The sequence below is a fragment of the Nodosilinea sp. LEGE 07088 genome, from assembly GCF_015207395.1.
Lineage (GTDB): Bacteria > Cyanobacteriota > Cyanobacteriia > Phormidesmidales > Phormidesmidaceae > Nodosilinea.
In genome coordinates, this window is sequence record NZ_JADEWX010000067.1 from 1 (window position 1) to 22,328 (window position 22,328).

General features: G+C 59.0%; 20 protein-coding genes. 11 read left to right on the top strand and 9 right to left on the bottom strand.

Annotation, left to right across the window (positions count from 1 at the left end; translation table 11 throughout):
• Window positions 1-222: hypothetical protein (locus IQ254_RS15665; RefSeq protein WP_313887467.1), on the bottom strand; the 222-nt coding region annotated here is incomplete at its 3' end.
• Between the two features lie 331 nt (window positions 223-553).
• Between IQ254_RS15665 and cofH the strand changes: the two genes are divergently transcribed.
• Window positions 554-1,774, top strand: a complete 1,221-nt coding sequence (cofH, locus tag IQ254_RS15670; protein ID WP_193967097.1) for a 7,8-didemethyl-8-hydroxy-5-deazariboflavin synthase subunit CofH — start codon at window positions 554-556, stop codon at window positions 1,772-1,774.
• Here cofH and IQ254_RS15675 read toward each other — a convergent pair.
• From IQ254_RS15675 to efp, 4 genes are all read right to left on the bottom strand, one after another.
• Window positions 1,672-2,310, bottom strand: coding sequence for a hypothetical protein (locus IQ254_RS15675; protein WP_193967098.1), 639 nt, complete (start codon window positions 2,308-2,310; stop codon window positions 1,672-1,674). The two genes, cofH and IQ254_RS15675, sit on opposite strands and share 103 nt — an antisense overlap.
• Entirely contained in the window at window positions 2,295-3,011 is a 717-nt protein-coding gene (gene pyrF / locus IQ254_RS15680; protein WP_193967120.1) for an orotidine-5'-phosphate decarboxylase, read from the bottom strand. The genes IQ254_RS15675 and pyrF overlap by 16 nt, the downstream gene beginning before the upstream one ends.
• Window positions 3,012-3,031: 20 nt before the next feature.
• Window positions 3,032-3,520 (bottom strand): acetyl-CoA carboxylase biotin carboxyl carrier protein, encoded by a 489-nt coding sequence (accB, locus tag IQ254_RS15685; RefSeq protein ID WP_193967099.1) that lies wholly within the window; start codon window positions 3,518-3,520, stop codon window positions 3,032-3,034.
• 70 nt (window positions 3,521-3,590) lie between these two features.
• Entirely contained in the window at window positions 3,591-4,148 is a 558-nt protein-coding gene (gene efp, locus IQ254_RS15690) for an elongation factor P (RefSeq protein WP_193967100.1), read from the bottom strand.
• 265 nt (window positions 4,149-4,413) lie between these two features.
• On the opposite strand from efp, the gene IQ254_RS15695 reads away from it, so the two are divergent.
• The 8 genes from IQ254_RS15695 (at window position 4,414) to IQ254_RS15730 (ending at window position 13,067) form a co-directional block, all read left to right on the top strand.
• The gene (locus IQ254_RS15695) at window positions 4,414-5,556 is read left to right on the top strand and encodes a peptidylprolyl isomerase (RefSeq protein ID WP_193967101.1); all 1,143 of its coding nucleotides are present in this window, start codon (window positions 4,414-4,416) and stop codon (window positions 5,554-5,556) included.
• Window positions 5,557-5,581: 25 nt separating this feature from the next.
• Complete coding sequence (gene thiL / locus IQ254_RS15700) at window positions 5,582-6,595, top strand: thiamine-phosphate kinase (RefSeq protein WP_193967102.1); 1,014 nt, start codon at window positions 5,582-5,584, stop codon at window positions 6,593-6,595.
• 144 nt (window positions 6,596-6,739) lie between these two features.
• The gene (locus IQ254_RS15705; protein WP_193967103.1) at window positions 6,740-8,008 is read left to right on the top strand and encodes a HAMP domain-containing sensor histidine kinase; all 1,269 of its coding nucleotides are present in this window, start codon (window positions 6,740-6,742) and stop codon (window positions 8,006-8,008) included.
• Between the two features lie 94 nt (window positions 8,009-8,102).
• Entirely contained in the window at window positions 8,103-9,275 is a 1,173-nt protein-coding gene (locus tag IQ254_RS15710; RefSeq protein WP_193967104.1) for an efflux RND transporter periplasmic adaptor subunit, read from the top strand.
• A gap of 9 nt (window positions 9,276-9,284) precedes the next feature.
• Window positions 9,285-10,463 carry an ABC transporter permease DevC gene (gene devC / locus IQ254_RS15715; RefSeq protein WP_193967105.1) on the top strand — a complete coding sequence of 393 codons (1,179 nt, stop codon included), beginning with the start codon at window positions 9,285-9,287 and terminating at the stop codon, window positions 10,461-10,463.
• On the top strand, window positions 10,460-11,632 hold the full coding sequence (gene devC / locus IQ254_RS15720) for an ABC transporter permease DevC (RefSeq protein ID WP_193967106.1): 1,173 nt from the start codon (window positions 10,460-10,462) through the stop codon (window positions 11,630-11,632). The genes devC (IQ254_RS15715) and devC (IQ254_RS15720) overlap by 4 nt, the downstream gene beginning before the upstream one ends.
• Window positions 11,629-12,402: an ATP-binding cassette domain-containing protein gene (locus IQ254_RS15725; RefSeq protein ID WP_193967107.1), complete on the top strand. Its 774-nt coding sequence runs from the start codon at window positions 11,629-11,631 to the stop codon at window positions 12,400-12,402. Before devC (IQ254_RS15720) ends, IQ254_RS15725 begins: the two co-directional genes overlap by 4 nt.
• A 170-nt stretch (window positions 12,403-12,572) precedes the next feature.
• Complete coding sequence (locus IQ254_RS15730; RefSeq protein WP_193967108.1) at window positions 12,573-13,067, top strand: YbjN domain-containing protein; 495 nt, start codon at window positions 12,573-12,575, stop codon at window positions 13,065-13,067.
• Window positions 13,068-13,161: 94 nt separating this feature from the next.
• On the opposite strand, the gene IQ254_RS15735 is transcribed toward IQ254_RS15730, so the two are convergent.
• Both IQ254_RS15735 and IQ254_RS15740 read right to left on the bottom strand, forming a co-directional pair.
• On the bottom strand, window positions 13,162-14,145 hold the full coding sequence (locus tag IQ254_RS15735; RefSeq protein ID WP_193967109.1) for an NAD(P)/FAD-dependent oxidoreductase: 984 nt from the start codon (window positions 14,143-14,145) through the stop codon (window positions 13,162-13,164).
• 114 nt (window positions 14,146-14,259) lie between these two features.
• Window positions 14,260-15,387 carry a class I SAM-dependent methyltransferase gene (locus IQ254_RS15740; RefSeq protein WP_193967110.1) on the bottom strand — a complete coding sequence of 376 codons (1,128 nt, stop codon included), beginning with the start codon at window positions 15,385-15,387 and terminating at the stop codon, window positions 14,260-14,262.
• Window positions 15,388-15,601: 214 nt separating this feature from the next.
• Between IQ254_RS15740 and IQ254_RS15745 the strand changes: the two genes are divergently transcribed.
• A complete protein-coding gene (locus IQ254_RS15745; RefSeq protein ID WP_193967111.1) occupies window positions 15,602-16,765 on the top strand; it encodes a fatty acid desaturase in 1,164 nt (387 codons plus the stop codon).
• A 188-nt stretch (window positions 16,766-16,953) separates the two neighbouring features.
• Here IQ254_RS15745 and IQ254_RS15750 read toward each other — a convergent pair whose 3' ends face one another.
• Window positions 16,954-19,809 (bottom strand): tetratricopeptide repeat protein, encoded by a 2,856-nt coding sequence (locus IQ254_RS15750; RefSeq protein WP_193967112.1) that lies wholly within the window; start codon window positions 19,807-19,809, stop codon window positions 16,954-16,956.
• A gap of 93 nt (window positions 19,810-19,902) precedes the next feature.
• Complete coding sequence (locus IQ254_RS15755; RefSeq protein ID WP_193967113.1) at window positions 19,903-20,436, bottom strand: pentapeptide repeat-containing protein; 534 nt, start codon at window positions 20,434-20,436, stop codon at window positions 19,903-19,905.
• 318 nt (window positions 20,437-20,754) lie between these two features.
• Between IQ254_RS15755 and IQ254_RS15760 the strand changes: the two genes are divergently transcribed.
• A complete protein-coding gene (locus IQ254_RS15760) occupies window positions 20,755-22,299 on the top strand; it encodes a SagB/ThcOx family dehydrogenase (protein WP_193967121.1) in 1,545 nt (514 codons plus the stop codon).
• Window positions 22,300-22,328: the final 29 nt, after the last annotated feature.

Sequence of the window (22,328 nt, forward strand, 5' to 3'; positions counted from 1 at the left end):
TGTGTATAAGAGACAGGGGGCAAGGGCGTACTCGTACACCAGCCCGCCTGCAACGAGGCCAAGCAGAAACAGCCAGCGCCAGACCTCAGCGGTAGCAAAGGTAATGGCCCCGTTGACCATGCCGCTAATACCGGCAATGCGACCGTTGAGGGCCAGCAACAGGGTGGCGCTGAGGCCGATGAGAATGCCGCCAAAGAGGCCATACCACCATTCTGTGAGCATAGATAAATCCTGAATTCACTACTTAACGATATAGTAATATAAATTCGCATCGATAGGCTACCCATAAAGGTAGAAGCCCGGTTTCTCTTGCTCTGTGCGGCGTACAGACCTGGGTCGTGTCTTTTGGGTAGGTTGCGCTTAAACGGGCACCCACGTGAGAGCCGCGCCCTTGAGCCAGGTCATGACAGTCCTTGGCTCGGAGGAAATCATCCTTTAAGCCGCAATACTTTCTCCTGCGGAGCGGCCAGGATCCTGGGCATGGCGATCGCTACCTCGGCATCCTCAGTCACAATAGAAGACGTGCTGTTGTAACGGTGGATTGCTCATAACTATGGATATTGAACGGATTTTAGCCAAGGCTTTAGCTGGGGACGACATCACCCCCGTCGACGGCGTCACTCTACTGCAACAGCGCGACCCCGCCGCCCGCGAGGCCATTCGCCAGACCGCCGATACCCTGCGCCAGCGGCAGGTAGGCGACACCGTCACCTACGTGGTCAACCGCAACATCAACTTCACCAATATCTGCGAACAGCACTGTAGCTTCTGCGCCTTTCGCCGCGATGCCCAGGATGATGGGGCCTATTGGCTCGACTTTACCCCCATCCTCGAAAAAGCGACCGAGGCGGTATCCGTAGGGGCAACGGAGATCTGTATGCAGGGCGGGTTAAACCCCGAGGCCACTATCAACGGCAGCTCTCTGCGCTACTACCTAAGGCTGGTCGACACCGTTAAAGGAGCGTTTCCGGCGCTGCACCTCCATGCCTTTTCGCCCCAGGAAGTGCAGTTTATCGCCCGCCAGGATGGGCTCAGCTACCGGGAGGTGCTGCTGGCCCTGCAATCGGCTGGGGTGGGGTCACTGCCGGGCACGGCGGCGGAGGTGCTCGACGATGACGTGCGCCGGGTGCTGTGCCCGGAGAAAATAAATTCTGCCACCTGGCTGGAGATCGTCGGCTTGGCCCACGAGATTGGGCTACCCACCACCAGCACAATGCTGTCGGGGCATATCGAGACCCCGGCCCAGCAAATGGGCCACCTCGACCAGCTGCGCCAGCTCCAGCGCCAAGCCCTCAACAGGGGATATCCCGCCAGAATTACCGAATTCATTGTGCTGCCCTTTGTGGGGCAGGAGGCTCCCAAACCCCTGCAACGGCGGGTGGGGCGCGACCAGCCGGTGCTGGCCGACGCGCTGTTGTTGATGGCGGTAGCCCGCGTTTATCTGGGCAACTGGATTGTCAACCACCAGCCCAGCTGGGTAAAGCTGGGCCTGACTGGGGCCACCGACGCGCTGCGGTGGGGCTGCAACGACATCGGCGGCACGCTGATGGAAGAGCACATTACCACCATGGCCGGGGCCCAGGGGGGCACCGGCATGACGGTTGACGATCTGCGCGGAGCGATCGCAACCCTGGGCCGCCCGGCCCGCCAGCGCGACACCCTCTACGGCCTCTACGGCCTGGAGGAATCGTCTCGAGGCGCGATCGCTTCGCCCTCGCTAGTGGGAAATACTGCTCCGGCCCGACAGTCGCGCAGCCAGAGCCTCACCGCCTGACCGACAATGCCCTCGCTGCTCTCGCGTGGCGGTGTGGGGGGGCGCGGGGCGATCGCATCGGGCGCGGGAGCCAGACTAGAGTACAGCATGGCCAGATACCAGCCATCCTCGGCATCGGCTAAAAACAGCCAGTGGTGCTGCTGTAGATCGACGGTCTGCGCTGGCCTGTACTGGCGCTCAAGGGTGGTGAAAAACACCTGCTGGAGGGTCTCATGCGGGGCAGTCGGCGGAGTACTTGCATCTGGGGTAAGCGTCGCCAAAGCGATCGGGGTGAGGTCGGGCGGGCTGGCCACTAGCACCGAGGTCACCGGGCCAAGGGGTTGATGGGAGAGGTCGAGCTGGCGGCTAGCCACCCGGTTGGCGTAGCTCGGCAGGTCGGCTAAGAGTTGGTTGACCAGCACCTCGGGGTCGGTGGGGCAGGCTTCAGTAGAGCGGATATAAATGGCCTCACTCGACAGCGCTGGCTCGCCAGAGAACCCCACCAGGCAAGCCGTTGCAACGGCCAGGGCACCGAAACGAGCTAGGGGGCGGTACATTCTTCGCAAATGCGCCGAAACGCAGCGGCAGGGTCGGGAGCACTGGTAATTGGGCGACCCACCACCAGGCAGGTTGCCCCGGCTTGAATCGCCTGGGCTGGGGTCAGGGTGCGGCGCTGGTCTTGGCGATCGGCCCAGGTGGGGCGTACACCGGGGCACACCAGCACAAAATCGGCGGGCAAAAAGCGGCGTAGCTGGCTGGCCTCGTGGGGGGAGCAGACCACGCCGCCCAGGCCACTGTCGTTGGCCAGCAGCGCCATTTGCAGGGCGTAGTCGGTTGGGCTCAGGGGAATCTTTAGCTCCAGGGCCAGAGCCTTGGAATCGACGCTGGTCAATAGGGTGACGGCCACCACCACCGGGGGCGCAACACCGGCAGATTCGGCTCCGGCGATCGCCGCCGCCTGGGCAGCCACTAGCGCCTCTTTACCCGCTGCGGCATGCACCGTCAGCAGGCTCACCCCACAGCGCCCCGCTGCGGCGCAGGCCCCAGCCATAGTGTTGGGAATGTCGTGTAGCTTGAGGTCGAGAAAAATGCGCTTTTGGCGGGCCCGCAGCTCGTCCAATAGGCCCGGCCCGGCGCTGATAAATAGCTCCAGGCCCACCTTCCAAAAACTCACCTGGGGGAGGGCCTCTACCAGGGCGATCGCCGCCGTGGTAGAGGGTACATCGAGGGGCACAATAATGCGCTGGTCAACGGTCATGGCAATAGGGGGAACAGAGGTCACGCCGGACGCACCAGCATTAGGGTTTGGCCAAACTCGACAGGCTGAGAATTTTCCACCAAAATCTCGACAATTTCGCCGCTGACTTCGGCCTCTAGCTCATTCATCAGCTTCATCGCCTCGATAATGCACACCGTCTGGCCCGTGCTGATGCGATCGCCCACGCCCACAAACGGCGGTTCTTCGGGAGCCGGTGAGCGGTAAAAGGTACCCACCATCGGTGAATTGACCGATACCAGGTTGCTGCCCTTGCCGGGGGGCGGAGTAACCGGAGCTGCCGGTGTCGAGGTTGGGAGAGGCTCGGTGGCAGATACAACCATGGTGTCGTCGGGTTTGACCACTGCGGTAGCCGCTGCCGTGCCCGCCAGCATGGCCGCCGACTTGCGCAGGGTGAGTTCAAAGTCGGTGCTCTTGAGAGTCAGCTCAACCAAATCGCTCTGGCCCAGGGCGGCGACGAGTTCTCTCAGTTCGGTGACGCTTAATTCCACGGCGACAATCTCATAGGGTTCATGGATTCACAGCTACCGGCGGGCAACCGCAAGAAAAACTCTAGACGACCTACTCGCGTCCCAGGTAGGCGTCGGAGCGGGTGTCAATTTTGATTTTTTCGCCAATCGAGATGAACAGCGGCACCATAATTTGGGCCCCAGTCTCCACAATCGCGGGCTTAGTCCCGCCGGTCGCCGTGTCACCTTTGACACCGGGGTCGGTTTGGGTAACTTCTAGCACGATGGAGTTGGGCAGCTCGACCTCTAGTATCTGGCCGTTCCAGCTAACGACGCTGACGCTCATTTCTTCTTTGAGATACTTCACCTGGCTACCGATTTCATCGGCGGTGAGGCGCACCTCCTCATAGGTTTCCATGTCCATGAACACCAGATCCTCGCCGTCGCGGTAGGTGTGCTGCATGTCCTTCTTTTCGATTACCGCCTGGGGCACGGTCTCACCAGCCCGAAACGTTTTCTCAACGGTGTTGCCGGTTTTTACGTTTTTGAGCTTGGTGCGCACAAAGGCCGATCCCTTACCGGGCTTGACGTGGAGAAATTCCACCACGCGCCAGACGGAGCCGTCTAGCTCAATCGAAGTACCGGTGCGAAAATCATTGCTGGAAATCATGGGGCTGGGGGGGTAGGCAGTCTAAGTTTGGCACCTCATTTTACCCCCCTACGGCGATTTACCACAGGAGTTTGCTCAACCCTGCTCAATCTCTAGATGGGGGCCGAGCCCCACCGTCAGCGATGGGTTAGCGAGGATGATAAGCCGGTTTCAACTCCTTTATGGGGCCTGGGGTGTTCCAGAGTATGACAAGATTGTAAAGGCGCAGCGCGCTATCTATAGAGACCGGTCGCCGGGGCGGAGATATGCGGAGATATAAGGAGTTATGGCCAAGCAAAGACGCGCAACAATTCGCAGATGGCAGACTTTAGGCTGGCGATCGCTGGCTCAGGTCAGTCTGGGGCTGGTGGTTACTCTGGGAGTTTGGCTGGGCAGCCTGACTCCGGCCCTGGCCTTACCCATGGGGCCAATTGCTTACCTGCCGCCGGGCAACGCCATTACCGACGGGGGTGCGCTACTGCGCTACTCGCTCCCCATTGACAACCCAGACATTCGCACGGTGCAGAGCACTCTGGAGGGGCTGTCAACCTGGTTGCGCAGCAAGCGCTGGGGACCGATCAGTAAAGATCTCACCAAGGTTGAACGCACCCTGGCCCGCAGCCGTGAGAACATGCTGGCAGCGGTACCCGACGGCAAGCGCGCCGCCGCGATTTCTTACCTAGACGATATTCAAGCTCAGCTGCCGTCTACGCGGGATGCGGTCGATCTGCGCGATCGCGAAACCGTCTGGCTGAAACGGGCGGCCATGCTCGACGATGTCAGCCGTATCGAAGAGCTGATGGTGGCAGGCTTTCCCTTTGAGGTGCCGTCGGAGTACGACTATCTGCCCCAGCTCAAGGGGCGCGCCACCGTCGAGATCACCACCAACAAAGGCACCATGGAGGCCATTATTGATGGCTACAGCGCCCCGGTGACGAGCGGCAACTTTATCGACCTGGTGCAGCGAGGGTTTTACGACGATATGGAGTTTACCCGCGCCGAAGATAACTACGTGCTGCAAACCGGTGACCCCGCTGGCCCCGACGACGGCTTTATCGACCCTAAAACCAATACCTACCGGGCCATCCCGCTAGAGATTCTGGTCAAGGGCGACGACGCCCCTGTCTATGGGGCTACCCTGGAGTCGCTAGGCCGTTTCCTCGATGATCCAGTGCTGCCTTTTTCGGCCTTCGGTACCCTGGGCATGGCTCGCCCCAATGCCGACCCCAATGGCGGTTCGTCGCAGTTTTTCTTCTTCTTGTTTGAGCCGGAGATGACCCCGGCGGGCCTCAACCTGCTGGATGGTCGCTACTCAGTGTTTGGCTACGTGGTCGACAATAAAGAACTCCTCGACCAGCTCACCCAGGCCGATCGCATCGAGTCGATGCGGGTATTGGCCGGGGCCGAAAATCTAGTTCAGCCTTCCTGATGCTGCCCACCTAACGCCATCGTCCGTGGATAACCCACAAACCATTGCGCAACTGGGGGAACTGGGGCTGCTACAGCGGCTGTTTCGCTACTGTCCGGGGGACATGGTCGGCGATGACGCGGCGGTAGTCGCGCTGCCGCCGGGCCGACACCTGGTGGTCACCACCGACGTGCTGGTCGATGGCGTGCATTTTAGCGATCGCACCACCGCCCCCACCGATGTCGGCTGGCGCGCGATCGCGGCCAACCTGTCTGACCTGGCCGCCATGGGGGCGACCCCCGAGGGCATTACCGTGGGCCTGAGCCTGCCGGGGCACACGCCGATCGCCTGGGTCGAAGGGCTCTACGGGGGCATGGCCGCTTGCCTGGAGGCTTGGGGCGGGGTTTTGCTGGGGGGCGATTTGTGCCGGGCTGACACCATCGGCGTTGCCATTACGGCCCTGGGCAGTGTCATCCCCCAACGGGCGCTCTACCGCAGTGGCGCACAGCCAGGGCAGGCGATTTTGGTCACGGGCTGGCATGGCCTGTCGCGGGCGGGGTTAGCGCTCTTGCTGCACCCGGAGACGGGGGGTACCGTCGCTGCCGCCGATCGCGATCGCTGGATCGCGGCCCACCAGCGGCCCCAGCCCCGGCTGGATGCGATCGCGGCCCTAGAGAGCCTGCTGGGCCCGGGGGGCGATCGGCAAACCCTGGCCGCCATGGACTCCAGCGACGGATTGGCCAACGCGGTGCTGCACCTGTGTCAGGCCAGCGGGGTCGGAGCCAAACTAACCGAGGCCGATCTCCCGGTTGACCCCGCCCTGGCTGCCTGGGTGGGCCCTGAGCAGGCTCGGCAATGGTGCCTCTACGGGGGCGAAGACTTTGAGCTAGTGCTGTGTTTGCCCTGGCCCCTGGCCTTGGCTCTGCGCGATCGGCTGGGGCCTACCAGCGCCATTATCGGTGAGACCACCGATAATGGCGCTGCCGTTGAGCTATGGTCTGACGCGGGCGACAGCCCTACCCGGCTCAGCTTTAGCCAGGGATTTCAGCACTTTGCCTAGCTTTACCCAGAGAAAACTGGACGCGGCTGCCGGGCGATCGCTTAAGCAATGGCGATCGCTTAAGCAATAATGTCAGGACAGCTTACCGCCTAGAATGGTGGGGTTTAATAGGAATCGCTTGCCCTGTTTGGATCCACTCTCTCCATGACTGCCCCAGATCTGGAATCTCTGCGGCCCTTTTGCCGAGATCAGGCCGCCTTTGAGCAGCTCAAACAGGTGTTAGCCCAGGCAGTATTACCGGTAGATCAGCCGCCCCAGACCCAGGCCCTTGAGGCTCAGCGGCGGTCAGCGGAAGCTGCCAGTCAAGCCAAAAGCCGATTTTTAGCCATGATGAGCCACGAGCTGCGGACCCCGCTCAACTCTATTTTGGGTCTGTCGGCACTGCTCTCTCGCCAGGTGGTCGGGCCGCTCAATTCTAAACAGGCCGAGTACCTCAACTACATCAACAGCAGTGGCGAGCATCTGCTGGCTATCATCAGCGATATTCTCGATCTGTCTAAGATAGAAGCAGAGCAAGAGCACCTGAGACTCACTGAGGTGTCAATACCAGAACTCTGTCAGTCCTGTCTGGCCATGGTGCAGCCTCGCGCCAGCGAAAAGGGGCTCACCATCAACCACCACATCGCGCCAGACAACCTCACCTGCATCGCGGATGAGCGTCGCCTGCGACAGATGCTGCTCAATCTATTGTCAAACGCCATTAAATTTACCCCCCAGGGCCAGGTAACCTTGGCCGTGCAGGGCCAGGAGACTCTGGTCGAATTTCGCGTCGAAGACACGGGGATTGGTATCCCGCCTGGGCAGCTGCAACAGATCTTTCAACCCTTTACTCAGATCGATCGCGACCTCAATCGCCAGTTTGATGGCACCGGCCTGGGTTTGGCCCTGACCCAGCAGCTGGCACAGCTCCATGGCGGGTATCTGCGCGTTGAGTCAGCGATCGACTGCGGCAGCTGCTTCTTTCTCTATTTGCCCAAACATCGAGACCCCCAGGCTGTTGGGCCAGACCGCCAGACCTCCCCCCGCCGCCGTCGGTCTGAGAATAGCGTTCGGCAACTGGTGATCATAGATAGCGAACTCGACCATCACCAGACCTTACTCACCTACGTCAAAGCCTGTGGCTGGCAAGTTAAAGGCTGTGAGGCCTGGTCAGAGGTGCATCAATATCTGCGCCAACAGCCCACCCACCGGCTACCCCAGTTGCTGATTGTGGGCGATCGCGAAGCGAACAATCCCGAGCTACTGGGTCACCTCCACCAGATCAACCGCGCCCGCTTTCCCCATCACTTCAAGATCGCCCTGCTCAGCGCCGAGCAGGACTCGGGCCAGCTGGCGGCCATCGCCCCCAGCGTCGATACCTGTATTCAGCTGCCCCTCACCATTCCCAAATTAGAACGGATGCTGTCGCTTTAGATCGCCGATCAAAGCAGCCCCAAAATGACCCACGCTACCCAATTGACTAAACTACACCGTTCAGTTAAATTTGGGATAGTTAACCCATAGTTGTATGTCTACTCAACCCATTCAGCCCTGGAGAAGGCCGGGTGTCTGGCTATTAGTCGCTGCGTTGGTCGTGGTGGGGGCTGGCTCTACGGTCGTCCTTCGCAATGTGCTTCAGACTCGTCAGGAGGCTCGTGAGCAGGCAGAGTTGCCACCCCCGCGCCAGGTAAAAGTGGTTGCCCTGGGGCGAGTCGAGCCGGCCAGTCAGGTGATCGATGTGGCCACCGCCGAAGCCGGTCGCATCGAGCGTCTGATGGTGAAAGAGGGAGATCAGGTTGACCAGGGCCAAGTTTTGGCTTACCTCGATACGTATGATGTGCGCCAGGCCGAGCGCGACTACGCCGCCAGCCAACTGAAGGATGCCCGGGCTCAGTTTGAGGCTGAAACTGCTTTGGGTAGCTCCCAGGTGCAGGAGGCCAATACCCGCGTCAGCCAGATCGATCGGCCACAGCAGGCCGCGATCGCCGCTCAAGATGCCGCGATCGCCAGTCTCCAGGCCGAGCTCAACGTGGCCGAAATCGACCTCACTCGGTTTCAAGAACTGAATGCCTCCGGAGCAATTTCGCGCCAGGAACTCGATCGCCAGCAGGCTACCGTCGATCGCCTCAAGGCCGATCTGACCAATGCCCAGGCCACCAAACAGCAGCTCGAACAGTCCCGTCTCAACGATATGAAAAATGCCCAGGCCCAGGTGGCTTCGGCCCGGGCCACCACGACCCGCGCCCAGGTGGAAAGCCGGGTCGACTCCGCCGTCCAGAATCTGGCCCTGGCCGAAGCCCAGCTGGCTCGCACCATTATTCGGGCGCCCCAGGCGGGCCAGGTGCTCGATATTTTTGCCTACCCCGGTGAATCGGTGTCGCCCGGTGAGGGCCCCGTGCTGGCCCTGGGCAACACCAACCAGATGATAGTAGTGGCCGAGGTCTCTGAAACCAACATCGGTCTGGTGGAGGTGGGGCAGCCCGTGACGATCACAAGCCGCAACGGGGCCTTTAGCGAAACCCTCACTGGCACGGTGGATGAACTGGGCCTGCAAATTGCCAAAAACGACGTGCTCGACGACGACCCGGCAGCCAATGCTGACGCCCGTGTGGTAGAAGTGCGGGTCAAGGTTGACCAGAGCGATGTGGTCGCGGCCCTCACCAATCTGCAGGTCGATGTTGCCATCGACGTGGACTCCTGAGGTGGCCCAATGAAGCGTCGTCGCCTTAAATTTCCCTCGCTGCCTCGGATTCCGCTGGCCTGGTACAACCTGCGCCACGATCGCCCCCGCCTGCTGGTGGCTGGGGCTGGGGTGACCTTTGCGGTGCTGCTGATGTTTATGAATCTGGGTTTTTTGGGGGCCCTGGTGAGCACCACCACCAATTTCTACGACCAGTTCAACGGCGATATTTTTCTGATCTCGCCCCAGTCGCTGGAAATTAGCACCACCAAGGCCTTTCCCCGCGATCGCCTCTACCAGGCCGCCGGCATTGAGGGGGTCAAGCAGGTGATGCCCCTCTACGCCGAGTACGCCCTCTGGAAAAACCCCGAGACGAACCTGAGCCGGGCTATGTTTGTCTACGCCTTTAACCCCAATGACCCAGTCTTTCTCATGCCCGAGTTCGATACGGCTGAGAAGCGCAAGGCCCTGCAACAGCCCAATACCACCTTCATCGACCGGCGATCGCGGCCCGAGTTTGGCCCCCAAACCATCGGCCTAGAGACCGAGGCCGATCGCCGTCGCGTCACGGTTGTCGGCCAGTACGACCTGGGTGGGGGCTTTGCCGCCGACGGCACTCTGATCATGAGCGACCAAAATTTTCTGCGCTACTTTGCTCCTCGCCCCCTCGATCAGGTCAGCCTGGGGCTGGTACTGCTAGAACCGGGTGCCGACGCCCAGCGAGTCAAGGCCGCCCTCCAAGCTCAGCTGCCCGCCGATGTCGAGGTCTATACTAAGGCCGAAATCATCCTCAAAGAGAGCCAGTATTGGATTCAGACCACCTCCATTGGCTTTATCTTTGGCCTCGGGGTGCTGGTTTCCTTCGTCGTGGGCACGGTGATTGTCTACCAGATTCTCTACACCGACATTCGCGACCACCTGAGAGAATACGCGACGCTGAAGGCGATTGGCTATAGCGGCGGCTATCTGTTCAAAACCGTCATTCAAGAAGCCATTTTGCTGGCGCTGATGGGCTACGTGCCCGGTTTGATCTTGGCGCTAGGGCTTTATCAGCTAGCCCTCAACGCCACCGCTGGCACCCTACCGATGAAGATGACCCTGTTTCGCGTCGTTTTTGTATTTGTGCTCACGGTCTTGATGTGTGCCCTCTCGGGGCTGATTTCAGTGCGCAAAGCCGTTACCGCCGACCCGGCGGAGGTGTTTGCATGAAGCGGACTCCCCTTGCCCTGCTCAATCTGATTCACGATCGCAAGAAATTCCTCACCTCACTGGCGGGGGTGGCCTTTGCGGTGCTGCTGATGTTTTTATTCACCGGCTTTAAAAACGCCCTCTACGACAGCCAGACCCAGCTTTTAGAGCAGCTCAACGGCGAGATCGTGATCATCAATCGGCTGAAGGAGAATATGTTTGTGCCCCGGGCCTTTGCCCGCCGCCGCCTCTACCAGGCCCAGGCGTTTGAGGGCGTAGAGGGGGCCTACGCCATCTATATCAGCGACGCCCGCTGGAAAAACCCCGATACCCGCAAAACCCGCCCGGTGCGGGTGATTGCCTACAACCCCTCTGACCCGGTGTTGCCTCTACCCGAGATCATGGCTCGCCAGCAGGAGCTACGGTTGCCCAACACAGCGCTGATTGACGAGCGATCGCGGGCTGAGGTCGGCCCCCGCGAAACCGGCGTGATTACCGAACTGGCTGACCGCGAGATCCGCATTGTGGGCACCTTTAGCCTGGGCACCGACTTTGCCTCGGGCAACGGCAACCTGATCATGAGCGACCAAAATTTCCTTCGGTTCTTTGCCAATCGCGGCCCCGAAGAAGACGAGCGCAGCTTTGCCACCGCCGATATCGGTCTGCTGCAAATCGCTCCAGAGGCCGACATTGATGCCCTGGTAGTCGCCCTCAGCGAGGGTTTACCCAAGGATGTGCTGGTGCTACCCATGGGTGGCCCCGGGGGCTTTATTGCCCGAGAGCGCACCTACTGGGAGGTCAACACCAATATTGGCTTTGTCTTTTCGCTGCTGACGGCCATGGGCTTTGTTGTGGGCATCATTCTGGTCTACCAGATTCTCTACACCGACGTGGCCGATCATTGGTCAGAGTACGCCACCCTGAAGGCAATCGGCTACGACAACGCCTACCTGTTTGGGGTGGTCATGCAAGAGGCCGTGATCTTATCGGTGTTGGGGTTTGTGCCCGGCCTGCTGATCAGCGCGCTGTTCTATAACCTGGGGGCCACAGTGACGGGCCTGCTGTTTCAGTTAACCCTAGAGCGGGTGGTTAATATCTATTTAATGACATTCATCATGTGCTTAATTTCTGGTGCTGTGGCCGTGCGTAAGGTGCAGCATACTGACCCCGCAGAGGTATTTGGGCTATGAGTTCGACAAGTACTGCGCCTCCCTCATCGATGGCCCCTAGCTCGGTGCAGGTGCGCAACCTCAGCTACTTCTTTGGCAAGGGTGACCTGCGCAAGCAGGTGCTGTTTGACATCAGCCTCGACCTGTTCCCCGGCCAGATTGTGATTATGACCGGCCCCTCGGGCTCGGGTAAAACCACCTTGCTGACGCTAATCGGGGCGCTGCGATCGGCCCACGAGGGCAGCCTGCAAGTGCTGAATAAGGAGCTGGTGGGACTAGGCAACCGCCAACTGGTCGAAATTCGCCGCAACATTGGTTTTATCTTTCAGGCCCACAACCTGTTTGAGTCGCTCACCGCCGCCCAAAATGTGGAAATGGCGGTAGAACTGACCGGCAACTTTCGCGGCAAACGGGCCCAGGCGGTGGACATTCTCAGCCAGATTGGGCTGGCCGAGCGGGCCGACTATAAGCCAGGGGCGCTATCGGGGGGGCAAAAGCAGCGGGTGGCGATCGCCCGCGCCCTGGTCAATCAGCCCCAGCTGATTCTGGCCGACGAGCCCACCGCCGCCCTCGACAAACAGTCGGGGCGCGACGTGGTGACGCTAATGCAGCACCTAGCCGAAGAAAAGGGCTGCACCATTCTCATGGTCACCCACGACAACCGCATTCTGGATGTGGCCGATCGCATCATTAACCTGGTCGATGGGCGGCTCGAATCGGACGCCAGCCCCCAGCAGTTTGTCGATAGCCACACCACTAAAGCCCTCGATCAAAAGATGTTCATCATGTAAGCCACGAAACCGGGATATAGCGAAACCGGGTTTCTGAGCCAGCTTGACCGTCAACTGGCGCAGGCTCGACCAGCAACCCGGTTTCTATTCCTCGCCGCGCTATTTTGCCAAGGCAAACCCTCTCCTAAAGTCCAAAATCGCCGCTCCAAAATCCAAAATCCAAAATCCCTATGGCTATTTCCTTCGCTAGCAACGTCCAGGCCCTCACCTACACCAAAGTGGCCGACTACCTGCAAACCGCCCCCCTGTTCAAAGACAGTCTGCGCGCCTATGCCGATATCGCCCGCTTCGATATTCTCTACGGGTCTACCCTGGTTGAAATCGAAGTCCTGCCCTGGGAAGTGCACCCCTGGGAAAAGGCCGACCTGGCCACGGTGCGGGCCACCAGCTGTGTCACCATCGGCAGCACCATTGACCATGAGCTGATGCACTTTTTGCTCACCGAAAACCGCCGCATGCGCTTTGGGGCCTTTCACCTCGACGAGGCCAACCAGGTGCTGTTTGCCGAGAGTGTGCTCGGCGGCGAAAACATGGACCTGATGGAGCTCCAGACCTGCATTCTCTCGGTGGTCACCATCGCCGATACCTACGACGATGTGATTGCCCAGCGCTTTGGCGGTCAGCGGGCCATTGACCAGATGCAGGCTGTGGCCAGCCACCACTAGACCTGGACAGACTCCACAGGGTGTGATCGGCCCAGGGTGTGATCGGCTTGGCAGCGCTCAAGTTAACCGCGACTGCCCAGCACGGCATTGCCCCTCAACTCCAGACATACTGCAACCATTGCAGCGAGGGGTTGAGGCTAAAGGCGGCAATGGCCGATTTGCGGTACTCAGCCTGTCCTACAATCGCGTTGGCCGCAAGTAAACCACTCTCAATGGCGGGGCCAATGCCTTCGCCCAAATCTTTAGAGGCCAGACCAGCGGCATCGCCCACCACAAAGGCATTCTCATTTTGTACCTCTCCCCCGGAGTCAAACAAGTAGTAGCCATGGCCCTGGGGCGTTAGGGTTGAGCGGGTCTTGGCATCGAGTAGGCCACGCTCCACCAGATCGGCTAAAAACCACTGCCACTGACTGCGGATGTGAGTATGGGCCTGCTTCAGCGCCTGACTGGCCCCGGCCAGGCCAATATTGACGAAGCCGTTGCCCTTGGGCACGTACCAGGCATAGCCCGGCAGGCCATGGAACCGGAAGAAAAGATGGGCCACGTCATCCCGCTGGCGGTAGGCAAACTCTTTTTCGAGGGTGGCCACCTGAATAGCCTGGGCCGGCGGGGCGGGAAAGAGCTGTCGTTTAACCGGGCAGCCGGTGCCCCCGGCCCCCACCAGGTAGGTGCAGGCAAACTGGTTATCGATCACATAGCGATCGCCCCGACGTTCAATTTGACTCACCTTGTGGGTGATCACCGGAGCCTGCGATCGCGCCAGCAGCCACTGGTCGAACTCCACCCGGCGAATTGAATAGTCAGTGCGCCATGGCGCCGCCCATCCCCCTAGCAGTGGAAAGGGAAACGGCGCAAAATACAGCTTAGTCTTGAGGGTGAGTAACGAATGGGGATAGTCCTCAGGGGCAAACTCCAGGCGCTCCATCACCTTGGCCGGCACCCACCCAGCACATAGCTTGAGCCGTGGGAAAGACTGCTTATCCAACACCAGCACGTCTCGTCCCTGCCGTTTGAGCTGCCAGGCGCAGCTACTGCCCGCCGGGCCGCCCCCGACAACAACAGTCTCTACATAGTCCATAGTTGCCTCCTTGGCAGGGTGTCACACCATGAACGGGTTAGACAGGCCGGGGTTCTACACCCCCTAGGAACCCTGGACGTCAACTTACGCTGGGAGGCAGTCCCTCACCCCGGCTTAAACCGCTTGCAGAACAGCCGCGGGTGCCTCCACCGGGCTCTCCCTAGACTCTGCCCTGTAGAGAGCAGACAGCCAGGGAGTCGGGGCATCCTGGCGGGTCAGCACAAACCGCATCAGCAGCAGGTCGCGATCGTCAAACAGGCGCCAGGCTTCCGCCAGATAGCACAGGTAGCGGTTATAGGTACGCACCCCCACCAGCTGAATGGCTTCGGTCTGATGGGCGGCCAGTCGGTCATACCAGGCTTTGATCGTGGGTCGATAGTCGTGGATAGAGTGATGGGCCACTCGCAACCCAGCCTTTTCAAAGGTGTCGACATGCTGTTGCCAGGTCGCCAGTTCAATCCCTGGAAACACATCGGCACCCCCGGCCAGCATCTTAGCCGGGGGAGATGGCGTCATCTGGCAGAAGAAATGATGCACCAGATGTCCAGTGGGTTTAATGGCCGCTGCCAGCTTCTGGGCCAGGGGCAGCAGTTGATCCTTAGGCACATGCTCCATACAGCCAATGGAGTAAATCTTGTCCCAGCTAGCCGGGGCATAGTCAGCGGTAACGACATCCTTGATCTCGACATTAAAGCCGTAGGTCTCGTCAATGAATCGCTTTTGTTCTACGGAGAGGGTATAGCCCCAGAGATTTTCCCGATCTCCCGTATACTGGTAGATTCGCTTGAGCATGGCACCCCAGCCACAGCCTAAATCTAAAATGCGATCGCCAGGCCGGGGAGCAATCAAATTCAAAATGAAGTCGGCCTTGTGCTTCTGGGCCATCTCTAGAGAGTCATCTGGATCGAGAAAATCACCACAGGTATAAAACGCATAGTCTTGATCAAGAAAAAGTTTGTAAAAGTCATTAGAGATATCGTAGTGGGTCGAGATGCCCTTGACCCGATCTCTGAGTTTTGGATAAATCGTCGCCCAAAGCCGACGGATAGGGGCTGGTGGATAATGCCTCAAGGCCCACTCGTAATATGGATTTTGGGGCTGAGTAAACTGCTGCCACGTGGTCTCCGCATCCAGCGGCCTTGTATTCCTTGACCAGAAGAAAAACTGGGCATAACTGGGCCCACAAAGCACTGCTTCAGGAGCCAAAAGCGCCAATCGCTTGAGTTCTAATAGGGCTTTCATAAGCATCACCTAAATGATTTAATTTTGCGGAAAATGATTAAATCGAAAGAGTTATTTCCTTTTCAAAGAAAGATTTTCAACCCTTCTTAACAGGATAATTGTCGGGCCCTTGCTTCTGCTAAGACGTAATAATTGGGATGCTTTTAATACTCTAAAGCTATTCTCCAGAAAATAAAAACCTGATCACAACATAAGTTGATAAAAAGGGAATACCATGAGCCAGAATATTGCCCACAGGAACCTGATATCCCAGGCAACCTATGCCAAAACCCTACGCCCTTTTTTGCCTAAGAAAGCATTTTCTCCCGACCCGAGTAAGCTGATCGTGCTGGGTGTAAACTTAGGCATTTTGGTGCTGGGCTGGAGCATCGCCAGGCACCTCAACCTTAGGTCTATCCCTCACTTCGCCCTCTATCTACCGCTGGTAGTCGTCATGGGCAACAGTGTCATCGTCCTGCTCTTTAGCAGCCACGATCTGTTCCACGGCAGTGTATTGCGTCGGTCTAGGGTAGCTCACATACTGGGGTTGCTGGGGCTGACGCTGTTGTGGATGCCTCCTACGCTCTGGCAAATTGTTCACAATCGCATTCACCACACCACCACCAATACTCTGGCTGATCCCGATCGCAACTATCTGCACCAGCAGCCCAACACCTGGGGGAAATGGATTCAAAATGCCTTTGTACCCTCGAGTGATGTGACCCCGATGGGCTTACTGATAGGCCTACCCTTCGCCTGGGGGGTGCATACGTTTCGCCATCTCACCTCGGTACTGTTGTTCAACAGCAGCGAGGTCAATTATGTGCCCGCTGCGTTTACGGTGAAACCCAAAGAGCGTCGGATGATTGCCCTGGAACTCCTGATCATCACGCTCTTTCACGCCAGTATTGTGGCCTACCTGAGGTTTGATCCGGCTAGGCTGCTGGGGGCTTATTTCTTACCCATAGGTCTGGGGTATGCGGGGTTAATTGCCTACATCTATACCAATCACTTGGCTTGCCCCATGACAGAGATCAACGATCCGCTGGTCAATAGCGTATCGATTCGGGTGCCCAAATGGCTTGACTGGCTCCACCTCAATTTTTCTTACCATGCAGAGCACCACATCTTTCCGGGGCTCAATTCTGATTACTACCCCCAGGTCAGAGAGCTTTTACAGCGTCACTATCCTGAACGCATGGGCTACGTGATGACGGCCCAGCAGGCGTGGCATCGACTGCGCAACACCCCTCGGTTGTACCAAGATGAGACGACCTTTACCAATTGGTCAGGTAGCCTGTCGGTGCCTTGTACGGCTAACTATCCCGGGGAGCCCAGTTCTATCCGGGGGAGGAACGATGCTCAGGAAGAGTTAGCTCGCCCCGCTGGCAACGTCTAATACGAAAGCCGATTTGGAAAACCCCGATTCACGATGATGAACCCCGTAGGGGCATAGCATGCTATGCCCCTACGAATCGGGGGTATGTAACCAGGATTCGGTATAAGGAATGCCGTCGAGGGTTAATCTCCCGCGCCAAACCGTGATGATCTACCCCTCAAGACCGACCCCAGCTGGCCTGAGCGGGGCTACTTCTCCACCAGTTCGCGGAACCAGTTATCGGTCCACAGTTCGTCAAAGGCGGGTTCGGTGCGGGCTTCTTCGCGGTAGTCAGGGTCGAGCCGCACCGCCTGTTGCAGCGCTTCCATGGCGTTGTCAAACTGGCGCTGCAGGGCGTAGCAGAGGGCTTTGTGGTAATGGGCCTTGGGGTAGTCGGGGTCGAGGGCGATCGCCTTGTCGAAGCTCTTGATGGCATCGTCGTCGCGGCCCAGCTTCACCAGGGCTAGACCCCGGTTGTCCCAGGCTTTGGGGGCGTCGGGGTTGAACCGAGTGGCTTTGTCAAAGCTGGTTAAGGCGTCGTCGTAGCGCTCCAGCTCGATCAGCGATAGGCCCCGGTTGAGCCAGGCGATCGCATCGTTGGCCTGGTACTCGACTGCCTTATCAAAGGAGTTAAACGCCTCTTCATGCTGCTGCAAAATGCCGTAGGAAACGCCCCGATTCACCCAGGCTTCGTGGTACTCAGGATGAATTTCCAGCGCTTTGTCGAAGGCGGTGATGGCCTCTTCCCGCCGCTTGAGGCGACTGAGCACCATGCCCCGGTTGAGCCAGGCCTTGGCGTCGTTAGGGGTCACCTCGGTGAGCTGGTCAAAGGCTGCCAGGGCGTCTTCGTGGCGGCGCAGTTCGCGAAGAATTAAGCCCTTCTGCATCAGCGCTCCCGTGTGTTTAGGCTCTAGTTCCAGGGCGCGATCGAGGGAATCGACCGCGGCCTCCAGTTGCTCTAGGGCTTGCTGGGCCTGGGCTCGGTTGATCCACACCTGGGTGTTAACTGGCTGAATATCGAGCGCTTTGTCGTACTCGGCGATCGCCAGGGCATAGTCGCTGTCGACCAGGTAGCGATCGCCCCGACCAATGTACTCATCGGCGGTGAGAAAGAGCTGGGGGCGGTTGGTTTCCAGCCGGGTGAGCTTATCGGTGAGAGTGGCAAACTGCTGCCGGGCCTCGCTCATAAACGAGTCGGCCAGGTACTGGGGCGACACCTCGCCCAGGCGCTGCATAATGTCATCTTTTTGATGCTGGGCTTCGGCTTGAATGGCCTCTAGCCGCACCCGGTAGCTCTGCTGTAGATCGCCCAGGTGACCCAGGGCGACCTCACGCCCCGCGTCAATATCGGCTTCTAGTCGGGCAAAGCGCTCGGCCATGTCGGCCATCAGGCTGTCGAGCTGGCTACGAGCCGCCGCCTCGCGCTCGGCGGTGGTGGTGCCCAGGTTGGCCAGGTCTTCGCTGAGGCGGGTGTCGAAGGTGTCGATTTTGTCGAGCACGCGATCGCGGCGGCCAAAGATCACCTCACGCACCTGGTTGAGCTGCTCGGTAAAGGCCGCTTCCATCGACCGTAGCCCGTCGATAATTTGCAGCTGCTGCTCACCTGCCGCCTCCTGCAACACTCGCATCTGCTGCCGAAAGGCACTGGCGCTAGCTTCAATATCGGCTAACTGAGTTGTGCGCTGGACTTCAGCCTCAGTGGCCAGCTGCCCCAGTTGGGTTTGCAGCGCTTGGGCCGCCCGCCGAAAATCGTCGAGGGTATTTTGCTGGCGGGCATCGACCTCGGTGCGGGTGGTGGCAAACCGCTCCAACGCTTCATCGGCAGCCAGGCGCAGATCGCCCAGCAGCATATCTTGCCGTTGCTCGATGTCGAGCTTGAGCCCACCAAACTGAGCCAAAAACTCATCGGCCTGGCGGCGCAGATCGGCCAAAATGCGGCTGCGCTGGCCATCGACCTCGGTGCGCAGGTTGGCAAATCGCTGAGTGAATTCGTCGATAGAGCGCTGAATGGTCTGCAATGCCAGGTCGCGCTCGCCCAGGGCACTGATCTGCAACTCGCTGAGCTGGCGGCTGATGTCGTCGGTCTGGCTTTGCAGGCGACCCAGGCTGCTCTGGCGTTCAGACTCCATCACCTCAGCGATGGCGGCGGCCTGGCGCTCGATCTGGTCACCGGCCTGGGTAGTGAGCTGCTGCCGCAGGTCGGCCAGGGCCGCCATGATGCGATCGCGCTCTTCCTGCACAGCCTGGGCCATGGTGCCGATTTGATCGCTAAAGCTCGCTTCGGCATTGCCAATCTTTTGCAGCGCGGCATCTTGGTGTACCTCGACATCGCTGCGCAGGCGATTGACATCGCGTAAAAAGCCGGTCTGGTTCTCCTCTAGAGTGCGAAACACGACATCGCGCTGGAGTTGAGTATCTTTGCGCAGAGTCGTAATTTCGTCATCGGCGGTCTGGCGCAGCCCGGTCAGGTGGCCGACGAAATTGGCCTCGGTCGACTCTAGCTTCACCTGCAAGTCACCCAGGGTCGATTGCCAATCGTTGATCGTGCGGGCCTTAAACTCCGCCAGATCATCGACAAGGCGGTTGAGCACCTGCTTTTTGGTAACGGCCTCTTCTTGAAAGCGATCGGTGCGGCTGTCGAGCTCCGCGGCTCGCTCTTTAGCCTGGGCCAGAATATAGTCGAGGTCGCGGGTTGCTGTTTGAATCTTAGTCTCCAGATCGGTGATGTCGTTAATCTGGTGACGCACCACCACCGAGACTTCTTGAATCACCGATCGCCGCATCAGCCAGAGCATCACCACCCCTAGCCCCAGCAACAGCAACAGCGTGCCCAGCATGACAAAAAATAGCGTGGTGGCCCGGCGAAAGGCCAGGTCAGCCTCAGTACTCAGCCGCTCTAGTTCAGCCGTGGTGGCAGGGGCCTGGGCCAGCAGCACAGGTTCAGCGGGAGCCAGCGAAATTTCCTGGGCAAACCCAGGCCGCACTCCCCCGCCGCTGAGCATCATCAGCGCCAACAATAATAATGGGCGAGGAACACCGGCCAGGGAACGCATAGACTGCCTCATCAGGACTGTCCTAATGGAATATGCCTAGGATACCTGATACTTCAAAGGGTTAGGGCACCGGCCAGCAACATTTGCCCTGGGTACCAGCACCCCTTAACGGCCATAGTTGTAGCCATTGGGCAAAATAGTCGTGCTATCACAGCGACTTCCGCCAAGATCTACCCCCACTGCCCGAAACAGGTTGCACCGGCTCAGGTTAGCCCCAGCCAGGTCTGCCTGGGCCAGCTTAGCTCCACTGAGGTTGACTCCCTCTAGGTTGGCAAAGGTCAGCACCGCCTGGCGCAGATCGGCTCCGCTGAGGTTGGCCCCCGTTAAATCAGCCTGGTGCAGATTGACACCCTGCAGGCTAGACCGGCTGAGGTCGGCCCCAATCAACACAGCCCCAGTCAAATCAGCTCCGTATAGGTTGATGTCTCCCAACTGGGCCTTAACCAGACTGGCCTCCCGGAGATTAGCCAGGCTGAGATTGCCGTAGGGGATATAGCTTTCATCTAAACAGCTACCCTGGAGGTCAATCTGACGTAAATCAGCCTCAAATAATTGAATGCCCGTTAGATCTACGGCCAAAAAAGAGCGTTGGCCATTGTTGTAAGCTCTGAGCAGAGCTGCTGAAGTGAATCGATCCATCGTTGTTGAAAGCAGGCACGAAGCCTAAGTATTTCTGCTTAAGCAAATATCAAAGCCACTCTAAACGTTTACGTTTCTCAACAACTCAGCGTTAAGCTTCTTTTCAGATTTTTGCGGCAGCGGCAAGACCAGATCAGTACCTACTTTCTATTTTCTGTAAAATGTAGAGATGCAAAATTTTGCTGGCCCGGTCATTTTTCGGTGTCTCAGCTAGGATGCGATCAAATTTTTAGCCCACAGCTAAGCTTTGGAAAGCTATAAGTGGTTCGCGTTTACGGAACGGGTTACCGCGCCAATCACCACGTTATATTTCTGGCCATGCCTGATGCTCTGATTTCGATTGCCCAGCACTACCACGATCGCACCAAGTACGATCCTCAAATCCTGGAAACCCAGGCTCAACCGCTCGACTACAGCCGTCAGCCCCAGCCCTTTAAGACCTACCGAGTCGGGGCTGAGATCGACCTCAAACCCTACCTAGATGTCGATAATCCCCAGCCGGGGGAGCACCAGATCGACTGGATGCGCCTATCGCGACTGCTCATCAACACCTATGGGCTGACGGCAAAATTTCCGACGGCTACGGGGCAAACCTTTTACCTGCGGTCGGCCCCCTCTGCGGGGGGGCTCTACCCGGCAGAGGTTTACCTCATATCGCGCGGCAATCGACTACTGCCAGCGGGGTTATATAACTACCAGGTGCGTAGCCACACGCTCTGGCGCTACTGGGACGACCACTGCTGGCAAGGGCTACAGCAGGCCTGCTTTTGGCACCCAGCCCTAGAGGCTACCCATCTGGCCCTGGTGGTCACAGGCGTGTTTTATCGATCGGCCTGGCGCTATCGCGATCGCGCCTATCGCCGCATTTGCCTCGACGCGGGCCACCTGTTGGGCAATCTAGAATTGGCCAGCACCTTAGTCGATTTTCGCCCCCACCTGATTGCCAGTTTTGCTGACCGGGCTGTGGCCGACCTGCTCTACCTCGACCCCGTCCAGGAGGGTGCCCTCGCCGTGCTGCCCCTGGCCGACCTGCTGACTGTGGAGCAAAACCTGCCCTATGCCCAGGTCGCCTTTGCCACCCCGGCTCAAACCAATTTTGATCAGGTGCCCGATGGGGAGTTGCTCAGCTACTTCCACCGAGTGATTGATATCGCCCCCACGGCCAAAGTGCCCAGCTGGGCGATGCGGCCTACCCGTGATACGCCCCAGTCCAGCCATACTCGCCCAGATAAATACAACCTACCCTTTGGCCTGCGCGTGCCGATGGCCACCACCCCCATCACCTGGGGAGCCCATCTAGGCCAGTTAGAGACCGCTCTGGTTAAACGCCGCTCAACCCGCCGATACAGCGGCAAGCCGATCACGTTAGCCGACCTCAAACATCTCCTCGACTTCACCTACCAGCCCCATCACTACCGCGACCAGGGGTTTGACCCCGACCCTGACTACGGCGATCGCACCCTGGTGCACACGTTCATCGTCGCCTGCGGGGTTACAGCCTTAGACGAAGGCTGCTACTACTACTCCCCCGGCAGTGAAGAACTGCGTCAGGTGCGATTTAAGAACTTTCGCCGAGAGCTCCACTACCTCTGTCTTGGCCAGGAGCTAGGGCGTGATGCGGCGGCGGTGATCATTCACACCGCCGACCTCAAAGCTGCCGTAGAGGCCTACGGCGATCGCGTCTACCGCTACCTGCACATGGATGCCGGACACCTGGGCCAACGGTTAAATCTAGCGGCGACCCGGCTTGGCCTTGGGGTGAGCGGCATCGGCGGCTTTTACGACGACCAGGTCAACGAGGTACTGGGCCTGCCCGCAGACGAAGCCGTCATCTATATCACCACCCTGGGGCTGCCAGGGTAGTCTAGACGCGTAAATCCTCTAGTTCTGAT

Bases quoted from the DNA above. Each gene is read 5' to 3' on its own strand.
- cofH (WP_193967097.1), top strand. From the start codon at position 554: ATGGATATTGAACGGATTTTAGCCAAGGCTTTAGCTGGGGACGACATC.
- IQ254_RS15675 (WP_193967098.1), bottom strand. From the start codon at position 2,310: ATGTACCGCCCCCTAGCTCGTTTCGGTGCCCTGGCCGTTGCAACGGCT.
- pyrF (WP_193967120.1), bottom strand. From the start codon at position 3,011: ATGACCGTTGACCAGCGCATTATTGTGCCCCTCGATGTACCCTCTACC.
- efp (WP_193967100.1), bottom strand. From the start codon at position 4,148: ATGATTTCCAGCAATGATTTTCGCACCGGTACTTCGATTGAGCTAGAC.
- IQ254_RS15695 (WP_193967101.1), top strand. From the start codon at position 4,414: ATGGCCAAGCAAAGACGCGCAACAATTCGCAGATGGCAGACTTTAGGC.
- IQ254_RS15705 (WP_193967103.1), top strand. From the start codon at position 6,740: ATGACTGCCCCAGATCTGGAATCTCTGCGGCCCTTTTGCCGAGATCAG.
- IQ254_RS15710 (WP_193967104.1), top strand. From the start codon at position 8,103: ATGTCTACTCAACCCATTCAGCCCTGGAGAAGGCCGGGTGTCTGGCTA.
- devC (WP_193967105.1), top strand. From the start codon at position 9,285: ATGAAGCGTCGTCGCCTTAAATTTCCCTCGCTGCCTCGGATTCCGCTG.
- devC (WP_193967106.1), top strand. From the start codon at position 10,460: ATGAAGCGGACTCCCCTTGCCCTGCTCAATCTGATTCACGATCGCAAG.
- IQ254_RS15725 (WP_193967107.1), top strand. From the start codon at position 11,629: ATGAGTTCGACAAGTACTGCGCCTCCCTCATCGATGGCCCCTAGCTCG.
- IQ254_RS15730 (WP_193967108.1), top strand. From the start codon at position 12,573: ATGGCTATTTCCTTCGCTAGCAACGTCCAGGCCCTCACCTACACCAAA.
- IQ254_RS15735 (WP_193967109.1), bottom strand. From the start codon at position 14,145: ATGGACTATGTAGAGACTGTTGTTGTCGGGGGCGGCCCGGCGGGCAGT.
- IQ254_RS15740 (WP_193967110.1), bottom strand. From the start codon at position 15,387: ATGAAAGCCCTATTAGAACTCAAGCGATTGGCGCTTTTGGCTCCTGAA.
- IQ254_RS15745 (WP_193967111.1), top strand. From the start codon at position 15,602: ATGAGCCAGAATATTGCCCACAGGAACCTGATATCCCAGGCAACCTAT.
- IQ254_RS15750 (WP_193967112.1), bottom strand. From the start codon at position 19,809: ATGAGGCAGTCTATGCGTTCCCTGGCCGGTGTTCCTCGCCCATTATTA.
- IQ254_RS15755 (WP_193967113.1), bottom strand. From the start codon at position 20,436: ATGGATCGATTCACTTCAGCAGCTCTGCTCAGAGCTTACAACAATGGC.
- IQ254_RS15760 (WP_193967121.1), top strand. From the start codon at position 20,755: ATGCCTGATGCTCTGATTTCGATTGCCCAGCACTACCACGATCGCACC.